This window comes from Leisingera sp. JC1 (genome assembly GCF_001679925.1).
Lineage (GTDB): Bacteria > Pseudomonadota > Alphaproteobacteria > Rhodobacterales > Rhodobacteraceae > Leisingera.
The window spans coordinates 1-12,896 of record NZ_LYUZ01000132.1; the positions used below are offsets into that span (position 1 = coordinate 1).

Genomic DNA, 12,896 nt, shown 5'->3' on the forward strand with positions numbered 1-12,896 from the left:
ATGTAATAGGTCTTCTCTGCGCCGCCGTCCTTGGCCGGGCCGGTGATGATGTCGCCGATGCAGGTCTTGCCCTTGGTCAGCTCACCCAGTTCCGACGGGTCCGGCAGCACGGTTTTCAGGAATTGCAGCGGGATGATTTCCTGGCCGTTGTGGATCACCGGCTCGATGCTGGTCATGCCGATGTTCTGCAGCACGGTGACGTGGTTGATGTAGGCGTCGCCGAAGGTCATCCAGAAACGGGCGCGCTCGATCTCGGGGAAGTGGGTCGACATCGACTCCAGCTCCTCGTGGTACATCAGGTACATGTTCTTCTTGCCCACGGCGGGGAAGTCGAACTCGTACTTATGGGTCATCGCCGGGGATTCGATCCAGGCGCCGTTTTCCCAGTGGCGGGCCGGTGCGGTGACTTCGCGGATGTTGATTTCCGGGTTGAAGTTGGTGGCAAACGGTTTGCTGTTGTCGCCGCCGTTGCAGTCCAGCACGTCGATCAGGCGGATGCCCTCCAGCTTGTGCTTGCGCACCCAGGTGGCCATGATCGAGGTGACGCCCGGATCGAAACCGGCGCCCAGGATCGCGGTCAGGCCTGCTTCCTTGAAGCGCTCCTGATAGGCCCACTGCCATTTGTATTCGAACTTGGCCTCGTCTTCGGGCTCATAGTTGGCGGTGTCGAGGTAGTGAATACCGGCCTCGAGGCAGGCGTCCATCAGCACCAGGTCCTGATAAGGCAGGGCCAGGTTCACCAGCAGCTCGGCGCCGGTTTCCTTGATCAGCGCCACGGTGTCGGCGACGTTCATCGCGTCCAGCTGGGCGGTGCGGATGGTGACGCCGGTGCGTTCCTTGACGTTTGCGGCGATGTCCTCGCATTTGGACAGCGTGCGGCTGGCCAGGGTGATCTCCTTAAAGATCTCCGGGTGCATGGCCATCTTGGTGACCGATACGGATCCGACGCCGCCGGCGCCAACAACCAGAACCTTTTCCATGTGTTTGTTCCTTTGCAGAAGGGGCCGAGGCCCCGGTGTTCCGATGTGCCCCTGGGTCGTCTTCCGGGGGGCGGCTTCAGTCGAAATAGGTGCTGCCGGCCAGGCTGTCCTTGTAGGCGGCAATCATCTGGCGGCGCTCCGCGGCGTTGACCTTGCCGGATTTCACGGCGCGTTCCACCCGCTTGCGGAAGGTTTCCAGGCACTGGCGCGGGTCGTATTCCACATAAGACAGCACCTCGGCGATGGTATCGGCCTCGGTCTCGTGCTCGATATCAAAGCCGCCCTGGCCGTCCAGCGAGATGGTGACCACGTTGGCATCGCCAAACAGGTTGTGCAAGTCGCCCAGCGTTTCCTGGTAGGCGCCGACAAAGAACACGCCGATCAGGTAGTGCTCGTCCTCGCGCAGGTCGTGGACCGGCAGGGCATTGGAGGTGCCGTCGGCGAGGATGAAGTGATCCAGCTTGCCGTCGCTGTCGCAGGTGATGTCGGTGATCATCGCGTTGCGGGCGGGCATTTCGTTCAGGCGCTGCAGCGGCATCATCGGGTGCAGCTGGTCGATCGCCCAGACATCCGGCAAGGACTGGAACAGCGAGAAGTTGCCCTGGTAGTGGTCGGTGAAGGCGCCAAGGGCGCTGGCGGCCTCTGTCAGGCTGTCATCACCGCGGGCGGCGGATTTGAACAGGCCCGCCAGATACAGGAAACCCTGTTCGGCGCGCGACAGCTGTTCCAGCCCGATCTGGCCGCGGCGGAACAGCGCCCGCAATTCGTCCCGGTAGTAGATCGCGTCGTTCAGCGCTTCCTGGAAGCGCGGCGCGCCGATGTAGGCCTCCACCGCCATCAGGTCCGAGACCAGGTGGTGGTCGTCGGGCTGCACCTCCGGCTTTTGCGGCGCGTCGTACAGCGTGGCGCCCAGCACCTCGAAGATGAAGATGGAGGAATGCGCCACCACGAAGCGGCCGCTTTCGGTGACGATGGTGGGGTGGGGCAGACCCGCCTCATCCAGCGCATACCGGATGGTTTCAACGATATTGGTGCAGTATTCGTTGACGGTGTAGTTGACCGAGTTGTCGTCCGGCCGGCGGGCGCCGGTGTAGTCGACGCCCAGGCCGCCGCCGAGGTCCATGTGAGTCAGCGGCGCGCCCATGCGGGTCAGTTCGACAAAGAAGCGGCAGGCCTCATCCGCGGCGCGGCGGATGTCGAAGATGTTGGGCACCTGGCTGCCGAGGTGGCTGTGCTGCAGCACCAGGCAGTCGAGGAACCCGCTGTCGCGCAGCCGGTCCATCAGCGTGACCAGATCATGCGCGCCGAGGCCGAAGGTGGAGCGGTCGCCGGAGCTGGCCTGCCACTTGCCGGTGACGCGCTCGGTCAGCTTGACCCGGACKCCCAGGAGCGGCCGGATGTCCAGATCCTCTGCCACCCGGCGGATGATGTCGAATTCGTCCAGCGTCTCGATCACGATGACGGTGTTGTGGCCCAGCTTGCGCGACAGGATCGCCAGCCGGATAAACGCCTCATCCTTCGATCCGTTGCAGATCAGCAGTGCATCCTCGGGCAGGGGCTGCGACAGGGCAATCATCAGCTCCGGCTTGGAGCCGGCCTCCAGCCCGTAGTTGAATTTCTGGCCTGCAGCCATCAGATGGCCGATCACCTCGGCCTGCTGGTTCACCTTGATCGGGAACACACCGCGGTACTGGCCCTTGTAGCCCGCGGCCTCAATCGCGCCGTTGAAGGCATCATGCAGCTGGTTCAGCGACTGTTCCAGGAACTGATGCACCCGCAGCACCACAGGGGCGGAAATGCCGCGCGCCTCGATCGCCGCGATCACCTCCGGCAGCGGGGTCGGCTTGGCGTCCGGGTCCTGCGGCAGGCGCAGTGCAACGGCGCCGTCCGGGGTGACCTCCAGCATGCCGCTGCCCCAGGCGTCGAGGCCATAGAGGCCCTCATAGGTTTCGCCGCCGCTCATCGGCTTTGCGCCTGTGCCGGGCGTTTCGGGAAATCGGAGAGGGGGAGCCGGTGCGGCATCGCGGGGCCTTTCTGTCCAGAGTTCGAGGGGGCTGGGAGGTGCAAAGCTGAAGGTTCGGGTCGAAGCCTTATCAGGTGCAGGACCGTGCGGTGGCCGCCTCCTTACAATCGGGGGTCCGCTGCATCAAGAGGTTTTCTGCAGGCAGGGCGGTGATTTGCGCGCCTTCGCCGGGCGTGCGCATCCGCTGGCTGCCGCCGGGGCAGCGAAATGGTGCGTCTGGACTTTTGCAGCATGTGCCGGTAAGCCCCCCTTGATTTTCAGCAAGCCTTCCGAGCCAGCCGAAGTCCATCTCATCTGAGGACAGGAAATGGCACATTGGAAGGTTTTGCAACTGGCGGCGCCGGTTTTTTTCGCCCTGGCGGGTGCGGCATCGGCGCAGGCGGTCGCGGTTGAGACCGCGCGGGGCAGGGTGGATCTGCCTGAAACCCCTGAAAGAATCGTGGTTCTGGACGTGGCTGCGGCGGATACGCTGGACGCGCTTGGGGTGCAGCCCGTGGGCGTGCCGGCGCAGATGTTTGTGAGTTACCTGGAGTATTTGCAGGCGGCTGCCGACTCTGCCGGCACGCTGTTTGAGCCGGATTTCGAGGCGATTGCCATGCTGGTGCCGGACCTGATCGTGGCGGGCGGGCGGTCTTCAACGCAGGTGGAGCCGCTGGCTGAGATCGCGCCAGCCATCGACATGACGATCTGGGGCACGGATCTGGCAGGGCAGGCGCTGGCGCGGCTGCGCGCCTATGGCAAGCTGACAGAGCGCGAGGACCGGGCGGCAGAGCTGGAGACGGCGTTCAATGCCAAGCTGGCAGAGGCCAAGGCTGCGGTGGCCGGGCGCGGCGATGCGCTGATCGTGATGACCAACGGGCCGCGGGTGTCTGCTTATGGGGCGCAGTCCCGGTTCGGCTGGCTGCATCAGGCGCTGGAACTGCCGGAGGCGGTGCCGGATCTGGATGCGCAGACCCATGGCGAGGCGGTGTCGTTCGAGTTCATCGCCGCGGCTGATCCCGACTGGCTGATCGTGGTGGACCGGGCGGTGGCGCTGGGGCAGGGCAATCAGGCTGCCGCGGTGACGCTGGACAATGCGCTGGTGGCGGGAACCAAGGCCTGGTCGCAGGGCCGGGTGATCTATCTGAACCCGGCCAATATCTATGTTGCGGGCGGCGGCATCCAGTCGATGAGCGCCACGCTGGATGAAATCATAGCCGGGTTTGACGAAGGCACTAAAGCGGGTGGCTGATCTGGCCGCCCCCGTTACGCCGGCGCCGCGCCGCTGGCTGCTGGCGGCGGCGCTCTTGGTGCCGCTGGCACTCGTCAGCCTGCTGGTGGGCGCCGGGCCGCTGCCGCTGGGCACGCTGCTGAGCGACCCGCAGGCGCTGCAGGTGCTGGCGGTCAGCCGTATCCCGCGCACCGCTGCGGTGCTGCTGACCGGTGCCGCGATGGCAGTGGCAGGCGTCATCATGCAGCTGCTGGTGCGCAACAGGTTTGTCGAGCCGGGCACCACCGGCACCAGCGAGGCAGCGATGCTGGGCCTGCTGCAAGATGCTCGCGGCCGCCGCGGCTGCGCTGGCGGGTACCGGCGTGTTCATGCTGCTGGCGCGGCGCATCCCGCCGCATCAGGTGCTGCTGATCCCATTATCCGGGCTGGTCTATGGCGGGCTGTTGATGGCGGTGGCCACTTTCATCGCCATTGAGGGCGGGCTGCTGCAATACCTTGGCGTCTGGATGAGCGGCGAGTTCTCCGGCGTCCTCGCGGGGCGGTATGAGCTGTTGTGGCTGGCAGGCGGGCTGGCGCTGCTGAGCTACTTTGCCGCCGATCAGTTCACCATTGCCGGACTGGGCCGGGATGTCAGCCTGAACCTGGGCCTGCGTTACGGCCAGGTGCTGGGGTTCGGCATTGTCACCGTGTCGCTGGTGTCGTCCCTGGTGATCGTAACGGTTGGGATGCTGCCCTTTATCGGCTTGGTGGTGCCCAATCTGGTGTCGAGGCTGATGGGGGACAACCTGCGCGAAAGCCTGCCGGTGGTGGCCGCTGCCGGGGCCGGGCTGCTGCTGATTTGCGATATTCTGGGGCGGGTGCTGCGTTACCCGTATGAGATCCCGGCCGGCACCGTTTTCGGCATCTTCGGCGCCGCGGTGTTCCTGTACCTTCTGCTCGGGCGGCGGGCCAATGGCTGACCGGCGGCTGATTGTGCTGGGCGGGTTGCTGGCGGCGGCGGCGGCGCTGTTCCTGTTCTGGGGCCTGCGCGGGCCAACCGCCTATATTTTGGAATTGCGGCTGGTCAAGCTGGTGGCGCTGCTTGCGGTCGGCGCCTCAGCAGGCGTGGCGACGGTGCTGTTTCAGACCATCAGCCAGAACCGCATCCTGACGCCCTCGATCATGGGCTTTGATGCGCTGTTTCTGCTGCTGCAGACCGGGCTGGTGGCGGGTCTGGGGGCTGCCGGGGCTAGCCGGATCAGCGGACTGCCGGGGTTTGCGCTGGAGACCGCGGGGATGCTGGGCGCGGCGCTGGTGCTGTTCACCAGCCTGCTGGGCCGCACCCGCCACGATATCCAGCTGATGGTGCTGGCCGGCGTGGTGCTGGGGGTGATGTTCCGCACGTTGACAGTCTTTCTGCAGCGGCTGATGGAGCCCTCGGAATTCACCATGGTCGAGGCGCGGATGTTCGCCCATTTCAGTGGCATTGACCGCTCTGCGCTGCTGGCGGGGCTGGCGCTGATGGCACTGGCCGCCCTGTGGCTGGTGCGCAACCACCAAGTGCTGGACGTGGCCGCTCTGGGCCGAACGCCGGCGCACAGCCTTGGCGTGAGTTATGACGGGTTGCAGCTGCGGGTGCTGTGCCTGATTGCGGCGCTGGTCTCAGTTGCGACCGCGCTGGTGGGGCCGCTGGCCTTTCTTGGCCTTTTAGTGACCAGCCTTGCCCACAGCCTGATGAAAAGCCACCGGCATGCGCTTCTCTTGCCTGCCGCGGCACTGATCGGGGCGTTCATTCTGGTGGCAGGGCAGACCCTGTTTGAACGGCTGCTGCATCTGCAATCCACCCTGGCCGTTGTCATCGAGTTCTGCGGCGGGTTGTTGTTCCTGGTTCTGCTGGTGAAAGGAAAAATCCGGTGATCAACATTTCAGACCTGAGCTATGGCCCCGCAGCGAATCCCATCCTGCAAGACGTGAGTGCCGAGATCCCGGCGGGCAGGATTACGGCGCTGATCGGCCCCAACGGCGCGGGCAAGTCGACACTGCTGAAGCTGATTGCACGGCAGTTGACCACCGCCAGCGGTAAAATCTGCATGGACGGAATGGATCTGGCGCAAGCGAAGCCGGCGCAGCTGGCCCGCAAGATGGCGGTGGTGGCGCAGCAGCTGAGCGTTGCCAGCCGGGTGCGGGTGCGCGATCTGATCGGATTTGGCCGCTGGCCGCACAGTTCGGGGCGGCTGGGCCCGGCGGACCATGCCGCCATTGACGGGGCGGTGGCGCTGTTTGATCTGGGCGAATTGCAGACGCGGTTCCTGGATGAGCTGTCGGGCGGCCAGCGGCAGCGGGCCTTCATCGCCATGGCCTATGCCCAGGACACTGATTGGCTGCTGCTGGATGAGCCGCTCAATAACCTCGACCTGCACCACGCCCGCAACCTGATGGCGCAGCTGCAGCATCTGGCAGAGGCGCAGGGCAAGAGCATCGTGATTGTGGTGCATGATCTGAACTATGCAATCAGCTGGTCCGATCACGTGGTGGCGCTGCGGGACGGGCAGGTGGCGTTTCAGGGTCCGGTGGCAGAGGCTGCGACGGCGGAGCGCCTGAGCGCGCTCTATCAGACGCCGGTGGCGATTACCCGGCTGGAGGGCCAGGTGTTTGCGCAGTATCACCGGTAGGCTTGCGGTGTGTAATTATCGTTATGTTAAATACAGGCTTCGGCGTTTCAGCCGGGCAGGCGCAGGGCTGCGCAGCCTTTCAGAGCGGCGGCGTCGTCCAGGATGACATGCACCGGGGCAGTGATGCGGGCGTCGAGTTCGAAGGGTTGCTGGACGTGCTGTGCAAAGAGCTCCCGCGCCGGGGAGGTGAGGATGCTGCGGGCCACGGCGCCGGCGAAATAGACACCCTGCGCAGGCAGGAAGGCCAGCATCAGGTTGCGCGCCAGACGTGCCAGCAGGTCCGCATAGAAAGCCTGAAAGTTCTGCGCGCCGGTGTCATCCTCGGGGAAATGCGCCCGGACCGCCGCATACCCGCGGCCGGAGAAAAGATGTTCGACAGTGGCGAACGCTTCGGCCTCTGGCACAAGGCTGCGCAGGTGTCCGGCAACGTCCAGCGGCAGGCTGACGTGGCCGTATTCCACGTTGAGGCACTGCACCTGCCCGCCCGCCTGCAGCACCGGCGACAGGTTGAAGCCGGTGCCGATGCCCACCACAAGGCGCTGGCCGTCTCCGCCCGTATCACCGGCGGGCGCGATCACCGTATCCAGGCACTCAGCGCCCAGATGCGGGCAAGCCTGACCCAGTGCTGCGAGGTCATTGAGCAGATGCACCTGCGCGCCGTTCAGATGCTGCGACAGCGCCGTGGCGTCGAAATGCCAGTCCCGGTTGGTGAGCCGCGCGGTGGCGCCAGTGACAGGACCGGCAATGGCAATGGCGACCTCAGCCACGCCGTCTGGCGCAGCGCCTTGCAAGTAGCGGTCCATCACCTCGGCAAAGCCGTCAAAAGCCTCGTTGCGGAAGCTTTGCACCGTGTCCGCCAGCAGCACGCCGTCACGCGCCAGGCCCAGGCGCGTATTGGTGCCGCCGACGTCCGCGGCCAGCCGCAGCCCGGTCAATTCAGCCGCTCGCCGGTAGCGGGCGAGAAATAGGAGACCTTAGACAGATCAAAGGCCAGATCCAGCATCTGCCCCGGCTGCGCACGGGTTTCCGCGTGCAGTCGCGCTGTCACCTGTTTGCCGCCAAGGTTGGAGACCACATAGGTATCGGCGCCCGCAGGCTCCACCATGTCGATCAGGCAGGCGGCCTCCTGCACGCCTTCGCCGGCGCGAAAGCCCGCCTCGGCGATGTCTTCGGGGCGCACGCCCAGGATCACGTCCTGCGGCAGGCCGGTGGCGCGGCTGTCCTTCAAGACGATGGGGGCGCTGCCGCCGCAGTCCATCTCGATCCGCGTACCCTCGCCATTGGGTTGCGCACGGGCCGGGATCAGGTTCATTGCCGGGCTGCCCATGAAGTCGGCGACAAACAGGTTGGCAGGCTTGTTGTAGATCTCTGCGGGCGTGCCGATCTGCTGCACCACGCCGCCCTTCATCACCACGATCTTGGTTGCCAGCGTCATCGCCTCGATCTGGTCGTGGGTGACATAGACCATGGTGGCGCCGAGGTTGTGGTGCAGTTTCTTGATCTCGGTCCGCATCTCGACCCGCAGCTTGGCGTCGAGGTTCGACAGCGGTTCATCGAACAGGAACAGCTTGGGATCGCGCACCAGCGCCCGGCCCATCGCCACCCGCTGGCGCTGGCCGCCGGACAGCTGGCCGGGGCGGCGGTCCAAGAGCGCCTCGATCTGCAGCTGTGCCGCCACTTCCTTCAGCTTGCGCTCCTGGGTGGCAGCATCGGCGCCGCGCACCTTCATGCCAAAGGTGATGTTCCTGGCCACCGTCATCGTCGGGTAGAGCGCATAGGACTGGAACACCATGGCGATGTCGCGGTCCTTGGGGCTGACACGGGTCATGTCGCGGCCGCCGATTTCGATCCGCCCGCCGGAGATCGGCTCCAGCCCGGCGATGCAGTTGAGGAGCGTGGACTTGCCGCAGCCGGAGGGGCCGACCAGCACCAGGAAGTCGCCCGGCTCGATGCTGACGTTGATGTCTTTCAGGATCTCGGTCGCGCCGTAGTTCTTGCGCAGGTTGGTGATGTCCAGAATAGGTGCCATGGATTTACCCCTTTACGGATCCGGCCGTGAGGCCGCGGATGAAGTATTTGCCGGCAACGGCATAGACCAGCAGCGTCGGCAGCGCGGCGATGATCGCGGCGGCCATGTCGACGTTGTATTCCTTCACGCCGGTGGTCGAGTTGACGATGTTGTTGAGCGCCACCGTGACCGGCTGGGTGCCCGCCTGGCTGAAGGAGACGCCGAACAGGAAGTCGTTCCAGATCTGGGTGAACTGCCAGATCACGGTGACGACGATGATCGGCAGCGACAGCGGCAGGAAGATCGACCAGAAGATCCGGAAGAACCCCGCGCCGTCCACCTTGGCCGCCTTCACCAGATCCTGCGGGATGGTGACATAGAAGTTGCGGAAGAACAGCGTGGTGAAGCCGATGCCATAGATCACATGGACAAAGATCAGTCCCGGAATGCTGCCCGCCAAGCCCATCAGCCCCAGCATACGGGCCATTGGCAAGAGCACCACCTGGAACGGGATGAAGCAGCCGAACAGCATCAGCGAGAAGATCAGGTTGGCGCCGCGGAACCGCCACTGCGCGATGACATAGCCATTGGCCGCGCCCAGCATGGTGGAGATCGCCACCGCAGGTACCGCGATCACCACGGAGTTCCAGAAGAACGGGCGCAGGCCCTCGCATTGGATGCCGGTGCAGGCCTCCGACCAGGCGGTGCGCCAGGCGTCGAAGGTGACCTCGCGCGGGAAGGCGATCAGGCTGCCGGTACGGATTTCCTCCAGGCTTTTCAGCGAGGTGGTGATCATCACAAACAGCGGCATCAGGTAGAACAGGGCAAACAGGCCCAGCAGGGTGAACAGCGTCCAGCGCAGGGCGAAACGGCTCCAGTTGCGGCGGCTGGCTGTGGTGGCGGGGGCAAGCGTCGCATCAGTCATGTTTGGCCCTCAGCTCGGAATAGAGATACGGAACGATGATTGCGAACACCACGCCCATCATCACCATGGCAGAGCTTGCCGCCTGGCCGATGTCGCCGCGGGAGAAGGCCATCGTGTACATGTAGGTGGCGGGCAGGTCGGTGGCATAGCCGGGGCCGCCGCCGGTGAGGGCAATCACCAGGTCGAAGCTCTTGATCGCCAGATGCGCCAGCACGATGAAGGCAGACAGGAAGATCGGCGCCATCGAGGGGATGATGATCGCGGTATAAATCCGCCAGGCGGGGATGCCATCGACCTGTGCGGCCTTGATGATTTCGCCATCGACCCCGCGCAGCCCCGCAAGGAACAGCGCCATCACAAAGCCGGAGGCCTGCCAGACACCGGCGATGACCACCGCATAGATCGCCTTGTCCGGATTGATCACCCAGTCGAAGGTGAAGCTTTCAAAGCCCCAGCCGCGCACCATGGCCTCCAGCCCCAGGCCGGGGTTCATGATCCACTTCCAGGCGGTGCCGGTTACGATCAGCGACAGCGCCATCGGGTAAAGGTAAATGGTGCGCAGGACGCCCTCGGTGCGGATCTTCTGGTCCAGCAGGATCGCCAGCATCAGGCCGAGGACCATGGAGATCAGGATGAACAGGGTGCCGAACACAAACAGGTTCGACATCGCGGTGTCCCAGCGCGGCGCGTTGAACAGGCGCTCGTACTGGATCAGCCCGTCGATCTCGTATTTCGGCAGCAGGCGGGAGCGGGTCAGCGAGACCCAGGCGGTCCAGGCAATGAAGCCGTAGACAAACACCAGCACCGCGGCGAAGGACGGTGCCAGCACCATCTTCGGAATATGACGTTCAAGCCATTCAGTCATAGTGACGGCCCTTGAATTAGGTGGCCCCGCATCCCGGAGGACGCGAGGCCCGGGGGAGATCAGAGCGAGTTGGCGACAGCGTCGGCCAGCATCTGCACGGCCTCAGCCGAGGACATGTCCGAGTTGAAATGCGCGGTCACCACGTCGGTGATGGCGCCGGCCTGTGCGCCGCGCAGGGCCATGCCGTGGGCATAGCTTGGCAGCAGCGAGCCATTGTCCGCGCTGTCGCCCATATCCTTGGCCGACAGGTGGGCGCAGGTGTCAAACGCATCCAGCTTCACGTCCACCCGCGCCGGGATCGAGCCCTTGTTGAGGTTGAACACCTCCTGGAACTTCGGCCCAACGATCAGCTTGGCCAAGAGGTCCTGCCCGGCCTGCTTGTCCTCGCCGTCGACCTCGAACATGGCGAAGCTGTCGACATTATAAAGAAACCCGTCGCCCGGCACCGAAGCGCAGAGGAAATCCTTACCAGGCTCCTTGCCTGCTGCCAGGAACTCGCCCTTGGCCCAGTCGCCCATGATCTGGAACGCGGCCTCACCGTTCATCACCATCGAGGTGGCCAGGTTCCAGTCGCGGCCCGGGAAGTTGGCGTCGACATAGCCGCGCATCTTGCGCATCTGGTCAAAGACGGCGGCCATCTTGTCCGACTTCAGCGTGTCCATATCCAGGTCGACAAAGGCCTTGCGGAAGTCTTCCGGGCCCAGAATGCCAAGTGCCACGGCCTCGAACACGGTGGCGTCCTGCCAGGCCTGGCCGCCATGCGCCAGCGGGGTGATGCCTGCTTCCATCAGCTTGTCAGCGGCGGCGTTGAAGTCTTCCCAGGTCTGGGGCATTTCGATGCCGTTGGCCTCTAGCAGCGCGGCGTTGGCCCAGATCCAGTCGACCCGGTGCACGTTCACCGGGGCGGCGCACCACTTGCCCTCGCATTTCATGTGCTCGGCGATGGAGCCGGGCAGCACATCCGCCCAGCCCTCGGTTTCGGCGACGGAGGAGATATCGGCTAGCACGCCTTCCTCGTACCATTCCTGGATTGCGGGGCCTTTCAGCTGCACCGCGGTCGGCGCGTTGCCGGAGAGCACCCGGGCGCGCAGCGCGGTCATTGCCGCATCGCCGCCGCCGCCAGCTACTGGCATGTCGGTCCAGGTGCCGCCGTTGTCAGCAAATTCCTGTTGCAGCACCGCGGCCGACTTGGCCTCGCCGCCGGATGTCCACCAGTGCAGAACTTCGGCCTCCGGCCCGGCCGTTGCCGGTGCCGCACAGGCCAGTGCCACGGCCGATACGGCCGCAAAAGCGGTGTTTTTCATCGCTCATTCCTCCCTTATGTGACGGCTGCTCCCCGCAGCCTTCGCCAATCAGCTTGCCCGGTCCCGGTGCTGCATTTCAATTCCCCGGCAGCGCCCCGCACGCCTGCCGAAGCAGTTTTCCCGCCAAGCTGTTACCTGTTGTTACGCAGCAATTGATTTTGTTGCATGATGTTACAAACAAACAGCCGGGACAGCCACATCGGCGGTTTTCGGGGAGGAGAGCAACAGATGGCGATTCCGCGGCTTCTGGTGGTGGATGACGACGTTGAGACGCGCATGATGCTGACCCAGTACCTGCGCCAGAACGGCTTTATCGCCCTGCCCTGCGGCAGCGAGGCGGAGATCCGCGAGCAGATCGGCGCAGGCCGGATCGATCTGATCCTGCTCGATGTGATGCTGGGGGATGAGAACGGTGTGGAGATCTGCACCCGGCTGCGTAGCGAACAGGACGTGCCGATCATTCTGGTGTCGGCGCTTTCTGCCGATCACCAGCGGATGGCGGGGTATGAGTCCGGCGCGGATGATTACATCGCCAAGCCGTTCAACCCCGATCTGCTGCTGGCCCGGGTCCGCGCAGTGTTGCAGCGGGCGCGGCGGTCGTCGTCGCTGATCTACCGGCGCAGCGTGGCCACCTTTCGCTTTGCCGGCTGGACCTATGACGCCAAGAGGGACGAGGTGATTTCCCCCGCCGGTGTGCAGGTGGCGCTGTCGCGGCGCGAGACCGGATTGCTGAAGGTGKTTCTGGCAAACCCGCATATTCCGCTGACGCGCGAGGAGATCGCCGCAGCGCTGGATGTGACTGGCGATAGCGGTACAGATGAGGGCTCGGGCCGCGCCATCGACGTGCTTGTCGGGCGCCTGCGCTCCAAGATCGAAGCCGCCCCCAAGGATCCAAAGCTGCTGCGTACCGAGCGCGGAACCGGCTATGTC

General features: G+C 64.8%; 11 protein-coding genes and 1 pseudogene. 5 read left to right on the plus strand and 7 right to left on the minus strand.

Annotated features, from left to right (window positions below; translation table 11 throughout):
- A partial coding sequence (locus A9D60_RS21665; RefSeq protein ID WP_065269522.1) for a saccharopine dehydrogenase family protein occupies nt 1-980 on the minus strand: 980 nt, incomplete at its 3' end.
- Between the two features lie 76 nt (nt 981-1,056).
- Nucleotides 1,057-2,943: a biosynthetic arginine decarboxylase gene (gene speA / locus A9D60_RS21670; protein ID WP_065269523.1), complete on the minus strand. Its 1,887-nt coding sequence runs from the start codon at nt 2,941-2,943 to the stop codon at nt 1,057-1,059.
- 367 nt (nt 2,944-3,310) lie between these two features.
- Here speA and A9D60_RS21680 point away from each other — a divergent pair, with 367 nt between their 5' ends.
- From A9D60_RS21680 to A9D60_RS21695, 4 genes and pseudogenes are all read left to right on the plus strand, one after another.
- Nucleotides 3,311-4,234 carry a siderophore ABC transporter substrate-binding protein gene (locus A9D60_RS21680; RefSeq protein ID WP_065269525.1) on the plus strand — a complete coding sequence of 308 codons (924 nt, stop codon included), beginning with the start codon at nt 3,311-3,313 and terminating at the stop codon, nt 4,232-4,234.
- Nucleotides 4,227-5,172: pseudogene (locus A9D60_RS21685) on the plus strand (ABC transporter permease). Before A9D60_RS21680 ends, A9D60_RS21685 begins: the two are co-directional and overlap by 8 nt.
- Nucleotides 5,165-6,109 (plus strand): iron chelate uptake ABC transporter family permease subunit, encoded by a 945-nt coding sequence (locus A9D60_RS21690; protein WP_065269526.1) that lies wholly within the window; start codon nt 5,165-5,167, stop codon nt 6,107-6,109. The pseudogene A9D60_RS21685 and the gene A9D60_RS21690 overlap by 8 nt, the downstream one beginning before the upstream one ends.
- Entirely contained in the window at nt 6,106-6,864 is a 759-nt protein-coding gene (locus tag A9D60_RS21695; RefSeq protein WP_065269527.1) for an iron ABC transporter ATP-binding protein, read from the plus strand. The genes A9D60_RS21690 and A9D60_RS21695 overlap by 4 nt, the downstream gene beginning before the upstream one ends.
- A 47-nt stretch (nt 6,865-6,911) precedes the next feature.
- On the opposite strand, the gene A9D60_RS21700 is transcribed toward A9D60_RS21695, so the two are convergent.
- The 5 genes from A9D60_RS21700 to A9D60_RS21720 are packed head-to-tail and all read right to left on the minus strand — an operon-like array spanning nt 6,912 to nt 11,966.
- On the minus strand, nt 6,912-7,799 hold the full coding sequence (locus tag A9D60_RS21700) for a glucokinase (RefSeq protein WP_065269528.1): 888 nt from the start codon (nt 7,797-7,799) through the stop codon (nt 6,912-6,914).
- Nucleotides 7,796-8,893 carry an ABC transporter ATP-binding protein gene (locus tag A9D60_RS21705; protein ID WP_065269529.1) on the minus strand — a complete coding sequence of 366 codons (1,098 nt, stop codon included), beginning with the start codon at nt 8,891-8,893 and terminating at the stop codon, nt 7,796-7,798. The genes A9D60_RS21700 and A9D60_RS21705 overlap by 4 nt, the downstream gene beginning before the upstream one ends.
- A gap of 4 nt (nt 8,894-8,897) precedes the next feature.
- Nucleotides 8,898-9,797 (minus strand): carbohydrate ABC transporter permease, encoded by a 900-nt coding sequence (locus A9D60_RS21710; RefSeq protein ID WP_065269530.1) that lies wholly within the window; start codon nt 9,795-9,797, stop codon nt 8,898-8,900.
- A complete protein-coding gene (locus A9D60_RS21715) occupies nt 9,790-10,662 on the minus strand; it encodes a carbohydrate ABC transporter permease (RefSeq protein ID WP_065269531.1) in 873 nt (290 codons plus the stop codon). The genes A9D60_RS21710 and A9D60_RS21715 overlap by 8 nt, the downstream gene beginning before the upstream one ends.
- A gap of 59 nt (nt 10,663-10,721) precedes the next feature.
- Nucleotides 10,722-11,966 (minus strand): ABC transporter substrate-binding protein, encoded by a 1,245-nt coding sequence (locus tag A9D60_RS21720; RefSeq protein ID WP_065269532.1) that lies wholly within the window; start codon nt 11,964-11,966, stop codon nt 10,722-10,724.
- A 228-nt stretch (nt 11,967-12,194) separates the two neighbouring features.
- Between A9D60_RS21720 and A9D60_RS21725 the strand changes: the two genes are divergently transcribed.
- A partial coding sequence (locus A9D60_RS21725) for a response regulator transcription factor (protein WP_065269533.1) occupies nt 12,195-12,896 on the plus strand: 702 nt, incomplete at its 3' end.